The organism is Microbacterium californiense, assembly GCF_047246625.1.
Lineage (GTDB): Bacteria > Actinomycetota > Actinomycetes > Actinomycetales > Microbacteriaceae > Microbacterium.
Genome location: NZ_JBFOKQ010000001.1, coordinates 2,241,137 through 2,258,450, shown reverse-complemented (window position 1 = coordinate 2,258,450; position 17,314 = coordinate 2,241,137). Strand labels below are relative to the sequence as shown.

Sequence of the window (17,314 nt, the reverse complement as noted above, 5' to 3'; positions counted from 1 at the left end):
TTTGTTCAAGCGGTTCCGGCTGCCGTTACACGACAGACGGCCTGCGATGAGCACGCAATCTTCAATTGTACGTGCACATCGACGGGCTCAGTGACGCATGTTCACTGAGCCCGTCGAGGTTGCTACGCCTGGGCGTCGTCCGAGCGGAACGGGAAGCCGAGGTGACGCAGCAGCGCCCGACCCTCGTCATCCGTCTTCGCGGTGGTGACGACGGTGATGTCGAAACCGCGAACCCGGTCGATCTTGTCCTGATCGATCTCGTGGAACACGCTCTGCTCCTGGAGACCGAAGGTGTAGTTGCCGTTGCCGTCGAACTGCTTGGCCGAGAGTCCGCGGAAGTCGCGGATACGGGGCAGTGCGAGCGAGACGAGGCGGTCGACGAACTCCCACGCACGGTCACCGCGGAGGGTGACGTGCGCGCCGATCGCCTGACCCTCGCGCAGCTTGAACTGCGCGATGGACTTGCGGGCCTTCGTGACGATCGGCTTCTGACCGGTGATCTTGGTCAGATCGTCGACCGCGCCCTCGATCACCTTGCTGTCGCGAGCTGCCTCGCCGACACCGGTGTTCACGACGACCTTGACCAGTCCGGGGATCTGCATGACGTTCGCGTAGCCGAACTCGTCCTGCATAGCCTTCTTGATCTCGGCGTTGTACTTCGCCTTCAGGCGGGGCTGGATCTTGCCAGCCGCCGCGGCGTCGGTCGTTGCCATCAGAGGTCCTTACCGCTCTTCTTCGCGAAGCGCACGCGGACGGTGCGCTTGACGCCGTCCTTCACCTGCTCCTCGACCCGGTGGCCGACACGGGTCGGCTTCTTGGTCGAGGGGTCGACGAGTGCGACGTTCGAGATGTGGATGGGAGCCTCGACGGTCTCGAGGCCTCCGGTCTTGGTGCCACGCTGCGTCTGACCGACGCGGGTGTGCTTGGTGACGTAGTTCACTCCCTCGACGATGACGCGGTTCTGCTCGGACAGGATCTCGAGGACCTTGCCCTGCTTGCCGCGGTCTCCGCCGCGCTCGGGCTTGGCGCCCGAGATGACCTGAACCAGGTCGCCCTTCTTGATCTTCGCCATGATCAGATGACCTCCGGTGCCAGCGAGACGATCTTCATGAACTTCTTGTCGCGAAGCTCACGACCGACCGGGCCGAAGATGCGGGTGCCGCGGGGCTCCCCGTCGTTCTTCAGGATGACGGCGGCGTTCTCGTCGAACTTGATGTACGAGCCGTCGGGACGGCGCGTGGACTTGACGGTGCGGACGATGACCGCCTTGACGACGTCGCCCTTCTTGACGTTGCCGCCCGGGATCGCGTCCTTGACGGTCGCGACGATGGTGTCACCGAGACCGGCGTACCGGCGGCGCGAACCGCCGAGGACGCGGATGGTGAGCAGCTCCTTCGCGCCGGTGTTGTCGGCGACCTTGAGGCGGGACTCCTGCTGAATCACTTGGCCTTCTCCAGAATCTCCACCAGACGCCAGCGCTTGGTGGCGCTCAGCGGACGGGTCTCGTTGATGAGGACGAGGTCGCCGATGCCGGCGGTGTTCGCCTCATCGTGCGCCTTGACCTTCGAGGTGCGGCGGATGACCTTGCCGTAAAGCGGGTGCTTCACGCGGTCCTCGACCTCGACCACGATGGTCTTGTCCATCTTGTCGCTGACGACGTAGCCACGACGCGACTTGCGGTAGCCACGGGCCTCCGCGTCGCGGACGTCGTGTGCGGCGTGCTCAGCCTCGACGGCGGCTTCCTTCTTGGTGGCCATCACTCAGCCTTCCCTTCGGCGTCGGCCGAGGTGTCCTCGGTCTTCTTCGCCTTCGACTTGGTCGCCTTCTTGGCCGGAGCCTCGACCGGAGCGGGCGTCGCACGGATGCCCAGCTCACGCTCGCGGATCACGGTGTAGAGGCGCGCGATGTCGCGCTTGACGGCGCGGATGCGGCCGTGGCTCTCCAGCTGGCCGGTGGCCGACTGGAAACGGAGGTTGAACAGCTCCTCCTTGGCCTTGCGCAGCTCCTCAACGAGGCGCTGGTCTTCGAACGTGTCGAGCTCTGCCGGAGCGAGCTCCTTGGTGCCGATCGCCATTACGCGTCGCCCTCCTCGCGCTTGATGATGCGTGCCTTCAGCGGCAGCTTGTGGATTGCACGGGTCAGTGCCTCGCGAGCGAGTTCCTCGCTCACACCGGCGACCTCGAAGAGGACGCGACCCGGCTTGACGTTGGCGACCCACCACTCGGGGGAACCCTTACCGGAACCCATGCGGGTCTCGGCAGGCTTCTTCGTGAGCGGACGGTCCGGGTAGATGTTGATCCACACCTTGCCGCCGCGCTTGATGTGACGGGTCATCGCGATACGAGCGGACTCGATCTGACGGTTCGTCACGTACGCAGGGGTGAGGGCCTGGATGCCGAACTCGCCGAAGGAGACCTTCGTGCCGCCGGTGGCCTGGCCGTCACGCTTGGGGTGGTGCTGCTTGCGGTACTTGACCTTGCGGGGGATAAGCATCAGGCAGACGCTCCTTCTGCGACGGGGGCCTCGTTGCGCGGGGCACGGCGACGGTCGCCACCGCGGTCGTCACGACCACGGGACTTGGGCGCGTTGGCCTGCTCGCGAGCGAGTTCCTTGTTGGTGAGGTCGCCCTTGTAGATCCAGACCTTCACGCCGATGCGGCCGAAGGTGGTCTTGGCCTCGTAGAAGCCGTAGTCGATGTTCGCGCGCAGCGTGTGCAGCGGCACACGACCCTCGCGGTAGAACTCCGACCGGCTCATCTCCGCGCCGCCGAGGCGGCCGGAGACCTGGATGCGGATGCCCTTGGCGCCGGCGCGCTGCGCGCCCTGCAGACCCTTGCGCATCGCGCGACGGAACGCCACACGAGCAGAGAGCTGCTCGGCGATGCCCTGCGCGACGAGCTGAGCATCGGCCTCGGGGTTCTTGACCTCGAGGATGTTCAGCTGGATCTGCTTGCCCGTGAGCTTCTCGAGGTCGCCGCGGATGCGCTCGGCCTCGGCGCCACGACGACCGATCACGATGCCCGGACGGGCGGTGTGGATGTCGACGCGGACGCGGTCACGGGTGCGCTCGATCTCGATGTTCGAGACGCCGGCGCGGTCGAGCTGCGTCTGCAGCAGACGACGGATCTTGATGTCCTCGGCGACGTAGTCGGCGTAACGCTGACCCGGCTTCGTCGAGTCCGAGAACCAGCGCGACACGTGGTCCGTGGTGATGCCGAGGCGGAAGCCGTACGGGTTTACCTTCTGTCCCATTACTTGCTCGCCTTCTTGTTGCTGTCGCCGGCAGCGGTCGCAGCCGCCTCCGGCGTCGAGAGCACGACCGTGATGTGGCTCGTGCGCTTCTTGATCTGGAAAGCGCGACCCTGTGCACGGGGCTGGAAACGCTTGAGCGTGGTGCCCTCGTCGACGTACGCGTTCTTCACGTACAGGTCCTGCTCGTCGAGGTACTCGCCGTCGCGATCCGCCTTCACCTGCGCGTTGGCCATGGCCGACGCGACGAGCTTGTAGATCGGGTCGCTCGCGCTCTGCTGTGCGAACTTGAGGATCGCGAGAGCCTCCTGGGCCTGCTTGCCCTTGATGAGCGCGACGACACGACGAGCCTTCTGCGGGGTCACGCGGATGTGCTTCACGCGTGCGATCGATTCGACCATTAGCGGCGCCGCCCCTTCTTGTCGTCCTTCTCGTGGCCGCGGAAGGTGCGGGTGGGCGCGAACTCGCCCAGCTTGTGACCGACCATGGTCTCGGAGACAAACACGGGGATGTGCTTGCGACCGTCGTGGACCGCGATCGTGTGACCCAGCATGGCCGGGATGATCATGGACCGGCGGGACCAGGTCTTGATGACGTTCTTGGTGCCGGCTTCGTTCTGCACGACCACCTTGCGAAGCAGGTGCTCGTCGACGAAGGGGCCCTTCTTAAGACTGCGAGGCATCTTCTCTTACTCCTACTTGCGCTTCTTGCCGGCGTTACGACGACGCACGATGTACTTGTCGCTTTCCTTGTTGGCGTGACGGGTGCGACCCTCAGCCTGACCCCACGGGGAGACCGGGTGACGACCACCGGACGTCTTGCCCTCACCACCACCGTGCGGGTGGTCGACCGGGTTCATCGCGACACCGCGCACGGTCGGGCGGACGCCCTTCCAGCGCATGCGGCCGGCCTTGCCCCAGTTGATGTTCGACTGCTCGGCGTTGCCGACCTCGCCGATGGTCGCGCGGCAGCGCGCATCGACGTTGCGGATCTCACCGGAGGGCAGACGCAGCTGGGCGTAGGGGCCGTCCTTGGCGACGAGACGGACGGATGCACCGGCCGAACGCGCCATCTTCGCGCCGCCGCCGGGGCGGAGCTCGATCGCGTGGATGACGGTACCCGTCGGGATGTTCTTCAGCGGGAGGTTGTTGCCCGGCTTGATGTCGGCGCCTGCACCCGACTCGACGACGTCGCCCTGCTTCAGCTTGGCCGGGGCGAGGATGTAGCGCTTCTCGCCATCGACGTAGTGCAGCAGCGCGATGCGCGCGGTGCGGTTGGGGTCGTACTCGATGTGAGCGACCTTGGCGTTCACGCCGTCCTTGTCATTGCGACGGAAGTCGATGACGCGGTACTGGCGCTTGTGGCCACCACCGATGTGACGGGTCGTGATGCGTCCCTGGTTGTTACGGCCACCGGTCTTCGACAGCGGGCGCAGCAGCGACTTCTCGGGCGTCGATCGCGTGATCTCGGCGAAGTCAGCCACCGACGAGCCGCGACGGCCCGGGGTCGTGGGCTTGTACTTGCGAATTGCCATGATTGTCCTTATCCCCCGGATCAGCCGATTGCCGTGAAGATGTCGATGGTGCCCGACTTCAGGGTCACGATGGCGCGCTTGGTGTCCTTGCGCTTGCCGGTGCCGAAGCGGGTGCGGCGGGCCTTGCCGACGCGGTTGATCGTGTTGACCGCCGCGACCTTGACGCCGAAGATCTTCTCGATGGCGAGCTTGATCTCGGTCTTCGAAGCACGCGGGTCGACGAGGAAGGTGTACTTGCCCTCATCGATCAGCCCGTAGCTCTTCTCGGACACGACCGGCTTCAGGATGATGTCGCGCGGGTCCTTGTTCAGGGCCGTCTGGAGAACAGATGCCTGCTCGCTCATGCGGAGACCTCCTGGTTGGCGCCGGACTTGGAGGCGATGAACGCCTCGAGAGCGGCCTGGGTGAAGACGATGTCGTCGGAGACGAGCACGTCGTAGGCGTTGAGCTGGTCGAACGACAGCACGTGGACGTGGCTGAGGTTGCGGATGCTCTTGAGCGCGAGCTCGTCGCCGCGCTCGATGACCACGAGCACGTTCTTCGACGAGGCGACCTGGGCGAGGAAGCCCGCGGCGGCCTTGGTCGAGGGCGCGCCCTCGGTGCCGAACGTGTCGATGGCGTGCAGACGGGCACCGCGGAAGCGGTCGCTGAGCGCACCTAGGAGGGCGGCGGCGATCATCTTCTTGGGGGTGCGCTGCGAGTAGTCGCGCGGCTTGGGGCCGTGCACGATTCCACCACCGGTCATGTGCGGCGCGCGGATGGAGCCCTGACGGGCGTTACCCGTGCCCTTCTGCTTGAAGGGCTTGCGGCCGGCACCGGAGACCTCGCCACGACGCTTGGTCGAGTGCGTGCCCTGGCGAGCCGCCGCGAGCTGCGCGACGACGACCTGGTGGATCAGCGGGATGTTCGTCTTGACGTCGAAGAGCGCGGCGGGAAGCTCGATCGAGCCAGCCTTCTTGCCGTCTGCCTTGAGGACGTCGAGCGCGAGAGTCGAGTCAGCCATGATCAGGCACCCTTCACTGCGTTGCGGACGTAGACGATGCGGCCGCGAGCACCGGGGACGGCGCCCTTGACGAGCAGCAGACCCTTCTCGATGTCGACGGCGTGCACCGTGAGGTTGAGGACGGTCACGCGCTCGCCACCCATACGGCCGGCCATGCGCATGCCCTTGAAGACGCGGCTCGGGGTCGACGATGCGCCGATGGAGCCGGGCTTGCGGTGGTTGCGGTGCGCACCGTGCGATGCCGAGACGCCCTTGAAGTTGTGACGCTTCATGACACCGGCGAAGCCCTTGCCCTTGCTCGTGCCGACGACGTCGACGAGCTGGCCGGCTTCGAACGTGCCGTCGACCGTGAGCTCCTGACCGAGTGAGTAGTCAGCAGCGTCCGCGGTGCGGATCTCGGTCACGTGGCGGCGCGGCGTGACGCCGGCGGCCTCGAAGTGAGCCGAGAGCGGCTTGTTCACCTTGCGCGGGTCGATCTGCCCGTACGCGATCTGCACGGCGTTGTAGCCGTCCTTCTCGGGCGTGCGGATCTGCGTGACCACGTTGGGGGCGAGTTCGATGACGGTGACGGGAACGAGCTTGCCGTTCTCGTTCCACACCTGGGTCATGCCGAGCTTCGTGCCGAGCATGCCCTTGGAAATCTTTGCGTTGATGTCAGCCATGTCGAACCTCAGAGCTTGATCTCGATGTTGACATCGGCCGGGAGGTCGAGACGCATCAGCGAGTCGACGGCCTTGGGCGTCGGGTCGACGATGTCGATCAGACGCTTGTGGGTGCGCATCTCGAAGTGCTCGCGGCTGTCCTTGTACTTGTGGGGCGACCGGATGACCGCGACCACGTTCTTCTCGGTCGGAAGCGGCACGGGGCCGACGACGGTCGCGCCCGCACGGGTCACGGTGTCGACGATCTTGCGTGCCGACGAGTCGATGACCTCGTGGTCATACGACTTCAGGCGAATGCGGATTTTCTGTCCCGCCATTGTCTGCTCACTCTCTTTAAGCGTCTTACCGGCCTGGGCCCGGTGACCCAGGGGCATTGGACGCACGTCGGCGCTGTTCACGCCTCGGCACGCGACCGGCTCTCGCGAGCCCGATCTGCTGCACCACTGTTCTGCTGTCATCCCGCCCGTCTCGCGACGACCGGCCGACCTCCGCCGCGCACGGCGGAACCCTCAGCACGAGGGGTGTCGGGGATGGTGTTCTGCTACCCGCGGCCTAGAACCCTGCGCCTCCCGGAGGAGACGCCGCCTATGCACTGCCCTGGCAGTGATCCGGCACGCGCACAGCGCGCCGAAATGTCGAACCTGTCTATTCTGCCACGGCCGATTTCACTTGCGCAAACCCGGGCGTGTCGCGCACGGTTCCGGGAATCCGGACTGCGGCGTTCAGCATCCTCCGAGCGTCGGCGCTCCTGCCGAGAACGGGGCGAGGCATCCCCATGCCTCGCCCCGTTCGGGGAGGGCGTCCGGCGCGAGGGGGCACGCCGAACGCGAGGCTCCCGACGGGAAGGGACGCCGGTCACCTCGTTCGTGGACGGCGGTCCGACCGCCGTGCGGGCGGGAAGGCGGCGCAGACGAGGACGCGGCGGCGCGCCGTGCATGCGCGCGTCGGCAGATGATCCCCAAAATCGCATTCCCCAGATTCGACGCGGCACGAGCCGCGTGTGTTCGGAAGACCGGACCCCTCCGGCTTCCCGACCGCGCAATCCCCAGGCGGTCCCGCTCATTCTATGTGAGGACGCCGTCGTGCGCGAGGGCGAATCTGCGGCGGGGCGGACGCAGAGGACGGCGGCCCTCCGAAGAGGACCGCCGTCCGTGACCTGCGGTCGGTGCTACTGATTGCCGATCGACTTGTCCGCGGTGTCGCGGATCTCGTCGATCTTGTCGGCTGCACCGGGCGCGAGCTTCTTGGCGAAGTCCGCGACCCCGTCGAGGACCTTGTCGCTGATGTCCTCGGCCTGCTCGCTCTTGACCGCCTCGGCGATCTTGCCCTTGTTCTGCTCGAGGAAGTCCTTCCCCTTGTTCACGGCGTCGCCGAATGCGTTCTGTTCAGCCATGCGCGTCCCCTCTGCGATGTGGTGCCCCGGGGCGTCCGAGGCCCCCTCATTCTGCACGGGGAGACCCTTCTGCGGAAGAGCCGCGGCGACGACGGACGGTGAGGAGCACCCCGCCGGCCAGCACGAGCAGGAGAGCGAGGGCGATCACGCCGATCGCCATCTCGCCGCCCGTGACCGCCAGCGGGTCCGCGGCCGCGACCTCGACGGTCTCGTCGTCGGCGAGCCGGGCATCGTCCGTCTGCTCGGAGTCGGACTGCACCGCGGCGACGTTGGTGACCGACGGGTAGGCCGCCTCCCCCACGTCGACGCGCAGGGTCAGGGTCACCTCCTCGTCCACATCGAGACCGTCCTCGATCGTCCAGGAGACGGTCCGGCCGTCGACCTGCACGCCCGCGTCCGGCGAGCCTGCGAAGCTCAGCCCGTCAGGAAGGACGTCCGTGACCGCGACGGGGCCCGGGTCGGCGGTCGGTCCGTCGTTGCGCACGACGATCTCGTACGCGCCGGCCTTGCCGACCTGGAACGCGCCCACGGCGGTCTTGGTGACCACCAGCGCCGCGAGCGGCGGCACCGCGACCGTGTCCTCGACCCGGTTGTCCCCAGGCGTCCGATCGGGCTGAGCGTCCGTGATCTCGGTCGCAGCCGCCTCGGCGACGTTCACGACCTCGGGGTAGGCCGCGACCTCGACGCGCGTCTGCAGGGTGATCCCCGAGGTCGTTCCGAGCGGTGCCACGGGCAACGCGTAGCGCGCCGTCACCCGGGTGCCGGCCGAGGCGTCCTCGGGGTCGACCACGACGATCGACTCGACGGTCCAGTCCTCGCCGACCTCGTCGCCCACCTCGGTGAGCACCTCGAGCCCGGCCGGGACGAGGTCCGTCACGACGATCCCGGTGGCCTCGGAGGGGCCCGCGTTGCCGACCTGCAGGGAGAACGGCAGCACGTCGCCGATGCGCACGGCGGACGCGTCGTGCGTCTTCGTGATCGACAGGTCGACGGCCCGGGCGACGGTGAGGTCGGCGGTGTCGGAGTCGTTCGCGGGAGTGGCATCCGGCGTGCCGGAGGAGACGCCGGCGGTGTTCGTCAGCAGGGCGCCGTTCGCGACGGCCGCATCGATCGCGACCTCGAACTCCAGCGCCGGCGCGGACGAGCCGCTCGTGACGCCCGCGCTCTGCGGGAGCAGCGTGAAGGTCACGGTCTGGGGGTCGGCGTCATCGGCATCCGACGTCCACACCTCGGCGGAGGCGCCGAGGAGCCCGACGAAGCGCACACCCGCGGGCAGCGCGTCGACCACCGCGAGCGGGCCGATCGCATCGCTCGGGCCGAGGTTGTCGACCGCGATACGGTAGCGCGCATTCTCACCCGCGACGGCCGCCGTGGTCTCGGCGCCCTCCTCGTCGACCGCGGTCTTGACGAGCCGCAGATCGGCGTTCGTCGAGACCGTGATCGCCGCAGTGTCGCTGGTGCGGTGGGGCGACGTCGTGCGGCTGTCGGTCCACGACAGGTCCGCGGTGTTCACGAGCTCCGTTCCGGTGGGCACGCCCGAGGCGACCCGGGCGACGACCGTGATGGTGCTCTCCCCCAGCGGATGCGCGGCGCGCAGGCAGCTGAAGTCGATCCGGTCGCAGTCCCAGCCCTCGCCCGTGATCGACACGGCCGTGAGCCCGGCCGGCAGCACGTCGGCGACGAACGCGTCGGCGACCGAGGGGCCGTCGTTGTCGACGGTGATCGTGTAGGTCACGTCGGTGCCGGCGATCCAGGGTCCGGTCGCGACGTCCTTGACGACGGAGAGCGCGGCGAGGGTCACGACGTCGATCGCGACCTCGCTGTGGTTGTTGCTCGGGTCCCTGTCGTCGGCGCCCGTGACGTCGGCCGCGTTGACCAGACGCTGCTCGGGCGCCTCGGGCGCGACGGCGGCGGTCACCTCGACCACGATCGTCGCACCGGCGGCCAGTGTCGCCGCACCCGTCACGGGGGTCCACGTCAACGTGCGTCCGCCGTCGGAGACGACGGGTGCCACCGAGGTCGCGGGCGCACCCGCCACCGACACGCGCGACGAGACGAGGGTCATGCCCGCGGGCAGACGATCCGTCACGACGATCGGTGCGCCTGAGACGCTGGGGCCGTCGTTGGTGACCGTCAGGCGGAAGCGCGTCTGCGTTCCCGCGGTCACCTCGGCCACCTCGTCGGCCGCGACGGCGGCGCCGTCGGCGTCGAGGGCCTGCTTGACGATCGACAGGTCGGCGATGCGCTCGGAGTCGGTCGTGTCGCCGTCGCGCGGCGGTACCGCGACGCGGGCGTTGTCCGCCAGGGCGCGGACCCAGTTCTCGACGACGGATCCGGCGGCGAGGTCCGTGCTCACGCCGTACGTGACCACGAACGCGCGGCGGGAGTCGGTCGCGGACGCGGGGATCGTGCCGGTCAGCGCGAACGTGTCCTCGGTGCCGGGGCCGGCGGTGCGCGTCCAGGTGCCGCTCTCGCCCTCCACGGAGGCGAAGGACAGCATGCCGGGCACCTCGTCGACGATCCGCACGCCGCGGGCGTCCGCGGGGCCGTTGTTCGTCACGACCACGCGGTAACTGATCGTCTCACCGGCCACGACCTCGGGCAGCGGCTCGCCGAGGTCGGCGGCATCCTTCCAGACGTCGCCGTCGCGTACCACGCGCGTCTTGGTGACCGCGAGCGTCGTGCCGTCTCCGGGCGTCGCGACGGCCTGACCGGCGTTGTTCGTCGGAACGGGGTCGGTGGTCGGGCCGGGCTCGACGACGGCGGTGTTGCGGATGCTGCCGCCCACCCACGAGGAATCGACCGTGCCCCTCAGGGACAGGTCCTGAGCCAGCCCCACGGCCAGCTGCGTGCCCGTGTAGGTCCAGGTCACGGTGTCGCCGGCCGAGGCGGGCCAGCCGTCGGACGCCGTGACGGTCCAGGCCGTGAGGTCCGCGGACGGGTCCTGCACGCCGCTCACGCCGTCGGGGATCGTGTCGGTCACGATGATGGCGTCGGACGACGTGGATGCCGCGACCGACGGGCCGTTGTTGACAACACGGATGGCCCAGGTGATCGGACGCCCGGCGGTCGGCTCGGTCGTCGTGACCGACTTCTCGATCGAGAGGTCGGCCGCGCTCGAGATCGCCTTCGACACCGCGGAGGTGTTGTCAACGAGATCGGCCGGGTCCTCGAACGTACGGCCGGTGGCATCGGCGGTGTTGCGCGCCGTGCCGGTCGCGGCCGAGGGGATCGCCACGTCGGCGACGAGCTCGATGCGGTCGGTTCCCGCGGCGTTCAGCACCGTGTTCTGCAGGCCGACCACGAACGGGTCGGACGCGGTGCCGGAGCCCGTGAGAGACAGCGGCTGGCCGCCCCCCGTGCCGCCGGGGAAGTAGCGGGCGCTGAACGTGCCGGTGGTGACCCCGGCGGGCAGCTCGAGCGTGTCGCGCACGACGAACGGTCCGGACGCGGCATCCGGTCCCTGGTTGGTGATCGTGATCAGCCACTGCGGCTGCGTGTAGCCGTTGCCGGGAGCGGCGCCGGCGAGCCAGGCCTTCCCTGCGTCCCCGCCGATGGCCGTCTTGACGACCTCCAGGTCGGCCCGCGCGATCTGCGCCGCGGCCGGGGAGTTCGCGCCGACGTAGGACGCGGTGGCGTTCCGGGTGATCCCGCTGGTGTCCGTGGCCGAGCCCGACAGCATGCTGCCGTGCCAGTGCGACATGCCGGCACCCGAGTTCGTGACGGCTCCCGGGAGGGGCTTGGCGGAGAAGGTGATCCGGATCGTGCGGTCCTCATCGACGCCGGTGTCGCTGCCGAGGAGCAGCGGTGCGCCGGTGGGCGAGCCGATGGTCCACGTCAGGGTCTGGCGGTTGTCCGCCGTCTCCCCGTGCACGAGCAGGACGTCGGCCGTGACCGGCTTGCCCCCGATCGTGATCGTGGGCTCCACCGCCGGGTCGTACGCCCAGTTCACAGGCAGCAGGTCGGTCAGGGTCACGGTCTGCGCCGAGCCCTTGCCCGCGTTGACGGCCGTGAGCGTCCAGGAGAAGGACTCGCCGACGAAGGCCTCGGTGCCCTTCGAGACGGCGTTCTTCAGCGTGATGCTCGGGAACAGCGGAGTCACGTTCGCGGCGGCGGAGCGGGCGACGAGGTTCGCTCCACCCGGCACCTTCCCCTTGCCGGGCAGGTACTGCCATCCGCCCGTGGTCGCGGAGGCGTACTGCGCCACAGCGGCGGTGTTCGCGACGGAGGCGGTGGCGGTCAGGGTGTCCGACGCGGCGAACGTGCCCTGGTAGACGAGGTCGTGGTTCCCGGTCGTGAACGGCCCGGGGATGGTCCACGTGATCCGGCCGCCGCGGCCGTCGCGGATGGCGGTCTCGTTGTCGAACTCGGCTCCGGCGAACACCGACTGCGTGGTGTCGATGCGGACGCCCGCCGACACCTGATCCGTGACGACGATCCCGTAGGCGGCCGTGCCGGAGTTAGCGTTGGTGACGCGCACGCGGTACGTGAAGGACTGGTCGGGGTTGCCCGACTTGGTCGGCCCGTACGTCGAGTCGGCGGCACCGGTCAGCTTCACCGCCTTGGCGATGCGGACGTCCGGGTTGAGGATCGTCACCTGGGCGTTCGCGGTCGCGGTCACCCGATCGGTCTCGACCGTCGACCCGTCGACCTTCTTCCAGGTGAAGCTGGCCCGATTGTCGGGCTTCGCAGCGACGACGGCGGGCGTGAGCCGCGCCTGGAAGGTCACGGTGATGGTGCGATCGTCCTTCCAGGCGTCGAAGGTTGTCGCGCCGAGGGGCCAGGTCAGGGTCTTCCCGTCGCTGCTCAGCGCGGGGCCGCCGATCGACGGCTCCTTCGGCGCGCCCGCCCAGTCGAACGACTGCGTGGCGGTGCCGGTCGGGAGGAACTCCACACCCGCAGGCAGGAGGTCGGTCAGAGCGACGTCGTAGAAGTTCGTCTGCGCGGGGAGCGTCGTCGTGACGGTGTACGTGACGACGCTGCCGACCGGCGCCTGGGCCGGGCTGACCGACTTGACCATGGTGGCGTCCGGCATCCGCACGGTGGCGCTCGCCTTCGTGCGGAGCATGCCGCGACGGTCCGTGGTGTCGGTGTCGGAGCCGACGGCCGTGCGCAGGGTGTACCCGGTGAGCTCGGCGCGGTTGGTGAACTGCGAGCCGCCGCCGGCCTGCTGCTGCACGGTGCCGGTGTAGGTGAGCGTGGGTGCACCGGTCGTCCCGGTGCCGCGGATCTCGGGGATGGTCCACTCGATGAGCTTCCCGGTGCCGGACCCGGTCTGGATGGAGTCGTCTGACGCGATGGCGCAGTCACCCACCACGCGCGCGGTCCCCACGGACGCCTGCGGCGCACCCGGGACGATCTGCGCGGGGACGCAGTCGATCACGACGACGTCGTACAGCGCCGGGCGCCCGGAGGTGTTGCTCGCGGTGAGGGTGTAGGTCACCTCGCCGTTGGCCTGGACCACCGGGGTGGACGACACCTTGGCGAGCGTGACCTCGGGCTCGATGAACGTCACGTCCGCGGTCGCGGTGCGCGGGGTCCGGCTGCGGCCACCGTCGTTAGGGTCGTAGAACGTCACCGTCGCCGTGTTGGTCAGTCGGGTCTGGTTCGCGATCTGCGGCTCACGGCTGTTGGCCGGGGCGGCGTCCTGATCCTTCACCCACACCGTGATCTGCACGCGGAACGTCTGCGACTTCTCGGTGCTGTTCGTGTAGGTGTCGGGGAACGTGAGGATGCCGTGCTGCGAGGTTCCCGCCCGCGAGTCCTCCGTCCGGAAGCCGTTCTCGCCATCGGTGATCTCGAGATCGCCCGGTCCGAAGTACTTCGCGCTGCCGCTCACGTACTGGTAGGCCACGCCGGTCGCGTCGGTCGCCAGCATCCCGCCGTCCGAGATCACGGCTCCGCGCACGGACGTCTTCGCGGGGATCGTCACGGAGTACTCGAACGTCGCGTACTCCCCCTGGACGATCTGCCCTGCGGTGTTGCGACTGCCGTCGCCGAGGTCGACGGCGCGCGTCGCCACGTCGTCCGGGCTCACCTCGGTCGAGAGGAGCTTCTTGCCGACGGTGAGGTCGGGGAGCACCACGGTGGCGCTGCCGTAGGTGTCGATGTCGGATGCCGCGACCTCGCCGTCCCGGAGCGTGCGGTTCGTGAGCTGCTGTCCGCCGCCCTCGCGCTGCGGCACGACGGTGGTCGTCGCGGAGGGGGAGTTTCGGATGGCGTAGCTGACGAGGCCGGCGTCGTTGACGTAGCGCTGCGTGAGCTGGGCCGCCGGGCCGCCGTCCTCCGCGCCCGTGGGCACGGTGAGCGTGTAGCCGAGGCTGAGTCCGCGCGTGGTCGCCGTGGCGCCGTCCTTCGCCGGAGTGGTGCCGTCCACGTCGGCGCCGACGGTCCACACGACGACGGCGCGCCCGCTGTGATCGGGACGGAGGGAGATGCCGTCGGGAAGCTCGTCCCCCGGGTTGTACACGCGGACGTCGACGTCGTCGTCGCCGAGCTTCGCGGATGCCGTGGAGCTGCTGTCGTACGTCCAGGCGCCGAGTTCGGCGAGGTCGGCCTCGAGCACGCCCGTGGGCAGGACGTCCCAGACGACGTAGTCGGTGGTGGTGTTCTGCGGAGCGGTGACATCGAGGCGGTATCCCACCCGGTCGCCCTGGACGACCGTCCGCTCCTTCTCGCGGTCGGCGAAGTCGGGGCCGATCTCCTGGCCGTTGAGGGTGCGGATGCCCTTGGCCAGGGTGGCGCCCCAGTCGAGGTCGATGCCCGCATCGTCACGGTCGAACCAGATGTCGCCGTGCACGTTGACCTGCTGGTACTTCGCGTGGTTCCGCGGGCTGTCGACGTCATCGCGCGTGGCCGACTGGCCGGTCACCTGCGCGTGCACGTACATCGTGACGGTGCTGCCCGCCGGCATGAACTTGTCGTCGCTGCCGGCGCGGTTGCGGGAGCCGAAGTGCCACGTCAGAGCGTTGCCCGAGACGCCGGCCTGCGGAAGGTAGTCCGAGGGGAAGGTCGCGCCGTCATAGGCCGTCGGCGACGTCTCGTCGTCGAATCCCGGCATGCCCCGGTAGGAGTACAGCGTCTCGACGAGGCGCACCCCTTCGGGCAGGTAGTCCGTCACCTGCGCGTTGCGGGTGTCGATCCCGGTGGCGAAGTTCGCCTCGACCCGGTACCAGACGTCGTCGCCCGGCGAGAACGGCTGGTCGCCGTCCTTCGCCCACACGGCGTCCTTCTGGCCGGGCGTCTGCCCGCGCTGCAGGACCGTCTTGGTGAAGGTCGGGGTGCCGGAGGCGATGGTCGCCGACGAGCCGTCCGAGACGAAGCGGGTCCCGCCCACGCGCTCGGCGAGAGTCGGCTCTCCCGCGATGGCGGCGACCGACTCGGTCTCCGCCGTGACCGTGACCCGGTTGACGAAGCTGTCGCCCGAGCTCGTACCGCCGTCACCGCCGGTGTAGCTGATGCGCTGCATCGCCGAGTACCGGGCGGTGAACGAGCCGCCGGCGGGGATGTCCTCCGCCGTGAAGACGACCTCGAACGTACCGGCGGCGCGGTGGTAGTCGATCGATCGGACCGTGAGCTCCGGGGACAGCACGGCACCGCCGGCGGTCGTGGGGAACGTGCATGCCCCGCCCGGGATCTCGTCGTTCCAGTCGCCGTCCGACGCCGGCGAGCCGTCGATCATCAGGGCGACGTCGTCGGAGTCGATCGGGAACGCCGGGCACAGCCCGTTGGGGATCACGTCGGTGAGAGTCACGGCCGTCGCGTCGGTGTACTCGCTCGCGTCGACCGTGACGGAATAGGTCGCGAGGCGTCCGGTGGCGAAGTCGCCCGTGTCGACGGACTTGGCGACGCGCACGTCGACCGCCTCGACCGTCTCGGAGTCGCTGTCGCTCACGGCGCGCAGCGCGGCGTCGCCGTTGAGGACCGCACCGGTGTACGAGCCGGAAGCGCTCGCGAGGTTGCGGAGGGACTGGCCGTCCTGCGGGGTGCTCGTGCCGCCGTGTCGCGTGGACGCGCCGGTGTTGTTGTCGAGGTTCGCGGCCTGTGCCCCGGTGACCGCCGGCGCCGTGCCCGCGGCCCACAGCTCGTTCTCGAACAGCGGGACGGCGGCGCGGTACGTGAGCTCCCTCGTCGCGCCGGACGCGAGGGTGCCGAGCGTCCACGTCACCTTGGTGTACACGCCGGCCCCGGAGAGCTTCAGCGCGGCGGCCTGGGTCGCGTCGAGCCGCACGGTCTCGACGGTCTCTCCGCCGACCGCTCCCCCGCTGAGCGCCCGGGCGCCCGGGTATTCGCGGGCACCCGTGGTGTTGTCGCCCGCGCCGAGGCCCAGGTACTCCAGGCCGGCGGGGAGGTAGTCGGTGACGATGACGCCGTCGGTGGCCCCGCGGGTCGTGTTGCGCACCGTGACGGTGTAGCGCGCGGCCTCGTCGTGGACGCCGCGGAGCAGCTCGCTCTCAACGGTTCCCTCGGTCACGTTCTTCGTGACGCGGAGCGCCCGCACGGGAACGTCGTCGTCGGCGATGCCCGCACCGGAGGTGTGATCCACGGTGCGTGCGACGCTCGGCGAGCCGTCGTAGGTGGGCAGGCGCGTGGGGTCGTTGCTCGTGAAGGCCCGGGCAGCGAAGCCGACCCGGCTGCCGACCGGGTAGAGGTCGCGGTCGGGACGCACCGTCACGGTCGCCGAGACGGCGGCGCCCTGCGGCAGGTCGTTGACGTCGGACCAGATCCAGACCTGCTGTCCGTCGGGGACCGCGCACAGCTGCGGCTGACCGACGACGGTCGGGGCGTTCACCAGTCCGAGCGCGCTGCACTCGGTGAGCGGCGCGGTGGGCTCGACCGTGCGTGTGCGGTTGGGGAGGACGTCGCCCGCGACCAGGATCTTCGGGGCCTCGAAGCCCTTGCCGTCGACGCCGACGAAGGACACGGATGCCGGGAGGAGCGCGAACACGCTCAGGTTGAACTGCGGTCCACCGGTCGTCTTAGGGTCGCTGGGGTTGCTGGCGGTGAGCTGGAATGCGACATCCTCGCCGGCCAGGACGAAGTCCTTCCCCGCGGCGTCGACGTTCTGCACGGTCAGCGTGGGCGACCACGCCTGTTCCGCGGCTGCGGCCGGCGCGGCGACGCCGACGGCGAGTGCCCCGCTCAACAGGGAGACGACGGCGGTGAACGCCGTCAGTCTCCGGGCACGCTGATTCTCCTGCCGACGCACGGTCGAACGCATGGCGATGCTCCCCTTTCCCGGACGCCTCCCCGACGTCTGGGCTCTCCCCCTTCACGCGCAAGCGCGCACGCAGCCGTGCTGGAGGGAAGCTTCGGGTTTCCCTCGCCGACTGCGGCGCTGGTCCGACCAGGGCTCGGACTGCTTGCTCGATGAGCCTGCGCTCAACGTGACGAGCTTATACGACACTTCGTGTTTTATTCAAGGGAATGCATGCGAAATCGTCCGGTCGGTGGCATCGCCGGTCACCGGGAAAC

General features: G+C 69.1%; 16 protein-coding genes. All 16 read right to left on the bottom strand.

Going from position 1 to position 17,314, the window contains the following annotated elements; translation table 11 throughout:
* Positions 1-122: 122 nt before the first annotated feature.
* The 16 genes from rplE to AB3M82_RS10720 all read right to left on the bottom strand — a co-directional run bounded on the left by rplE (position 123) and on the right by AB3M82_RS10720 (position 17,060).
* Complete coding sequence (rplE, locus tag AB3M82_RS10795) at positions 123-713, bottom strand: 50S ribosomal protein L5 (RefSeq protein ID WP_412957876.1); 591 nt, start codon at positions 711-713, stop codon at positions 123-125.
* Positions 713-1,072: a 50S ribosomal protein L24 gene (gene rplX / locus AB3M82_RS10790; protein ID WP_412957874.1), complete on the bottom strand. Its 360-nt coding sequence runs from the start codon at positions 1,070-1,072 to the stop codon at positions 713-715. The genes rplE and rplX overlap by 1 nt, the downstream gene beginning before the upstream one ends.
* Positions 1,073-1,074: 2 nt before the next feature.
* A complete protein-coding gene (gene rplN, locus AB3M82_RS10785) occupies positions 1,075-1,443 on the bottom strand; it encodes a 50S ribosomal protein L14 (protein WP_053097479.1) in 369 nt (122 codons plus the stop codon).
* On the bottom strand, positions 1,440-1,757 hold the full coding sequence (gene rpsQ / locus AB3M82_RS10780; protein ID WP_412957872.1) for a 30S ribosomal protein S17: 318 nt from the start codon (positions 1,755-1,757) through the stop codon (positions 1,440-1,442). Before rpsQ ends, rplN begins: the two co-directional genes overlap by 4 nt.
* Entirely contained in the window at positions 1,757-2,074 is a 318-nt protein-coding gene (gene rpmC / locus AB3M82_RS10775; protein ID WP_175985212.1) for a 50S ribosomal protein L29, read from the bottom strand. Before rpmC ends, rpsQ begins: the two co-directional genes overlap by 1 nt.
* Positions 2,074-2,493 (bottom strand): 50S ribosomal protein L16, encoded by a 420-nt coding sequence (gene rplP / locus AB3M82_RS10770; RefSeq protein WP_412953179.1) that lies wholly within the window; start codon positions 2,491-2,493, stop codon positions 2,074-2,076. Before rplP ends, rpmC begins: the two co-directional genes overlap by 1 nt.
* Positions 2,493-3,251, bottom strand: coding sequence for a 30S ribosomal protein S3 (gene rpsC / locus AB3M82_RS10765; protein WP_412957869.1), 759 nt, complete (start codon positions 3,249-3,251; stop codon positions 2,493-2,495). Before rpsC ends, rplP begins: the two co-directional genes overlap by 1 nt.
* The gene (gene rplV, locus AB3M82_RS10760) at positions 3,251-3,649 is read right to left on the bottom strand and encodes a 50S ribosomal protein L22 (RefSeq protein ID WP_412957868.1); all 399 of its coding nucleotides are present in this window, start codon (positions 3,647-3,649) and stop codon (positions 3,251-3,253) included. Before rplV ends, rpsC begins: the two co-directional genes overlap by 1 nt.
* Entirely contained in the window at positions 3,649-3,930 is a 282-nt protein-coding gene (gene rpsS, locus AB3M82_RS10755; RefSeq protein WP_017201589.1) for a 30S ribosomal protein S19, read from the bottom strand. The genes rplV and rpsS overlap by 1 nt, the downstream gene beginning before the upstream one ends.
* A gap of 12 nt (positions 3,931-3,942) precedes the next feature.
* Complete coding sequence (gene rplB / locus AB3M82_RS10750) at positions 3,943-4,782, bottom strand: 50S ribosomal protein L2 (RefSeq protein ID WP_412957867.1); 840 nt, start codon at positions 4,780-4,782, stop codon at positions 3,943-3,945.
* A gap of 20 nt (positions 4,783-4,802) precedes the next feature.
* Positions 4,803-5,126 carry a 50S ribosomal protein L23 gene (gene rplW / locus AB3M82_RS10745; RefSeq protein ID WP_217177655.1) on the bottom strand — a complete coding sequence of 108 codons (324 nt, stop codon included), beginning with the start codon at positions 5,124-5,126 and terminating at the stop codon, positions 4,803-4,805.
* The gene (rplD, locus tag AB3M82_RS10740; RefSeq protein ID WP_412957864.1) at positions 5,123-5,785 is read right to left on the bottom strand and encodes a 50S ribosomal protein L4; all 663 of its coding nucleotides are present in this window, start codon (positions 5,783-5,785) and stop codon (positions 5,123-5,125) included. The genes rplW and rplD overlap by 4 nt, the downstream gene beginning before the upstream one ends.
* A 2-nt stretch (positions 5,786-5,787) precedes the next feature.
* Complete coding sequence (rplC, locus tag AB3M82_RS10735) at positions 5,788-6,447, bottom strand: 50S ribosomal protein L3 (protein WP_412957863.1); 660 nt, start codon at positions 6,445-6,447, stop codon at positions 5,788-5,790.
* Between the two features lie 8 nt (positions 6,448-6,455).
* Positions 6,456-6,764, bottom strand: a complete 309-nt coding sequence (rpsJ, locus tag AB3M82_RS10730) for a 30S ribosomal protein S10 (protein ID WP_192635686.1) — start codon at positions 6,762-6,764, stop codon at positions 6,456-6,458.
* Between the two features lie 851 nt (positions 6,765-7,615).
* Positions 7,616-7,840, bottom strand: a complete 225-nt coding sequence (locus AB3M82_RS10725; protein ID WP_412957861.1) for a hypothetical protein — start codon at positions 7,838-7,840, stop codon at positions 7,616-7,618.
* Positions 7,841-7,886: 46 nt separating this feature from the next.
* A complete protein-coding gene (locus AB3M82_RS10720) occupies positions 7,887-17,060 on the bottom strand; it encodes an isopeptide-forming domain-containing fimbrial protein (protein WP_412957859.1) in 9,174 nt (3,057 codons plus the stop codon).
* Positions 17,061-17,314: the final 254 nt, after the last annotated feature.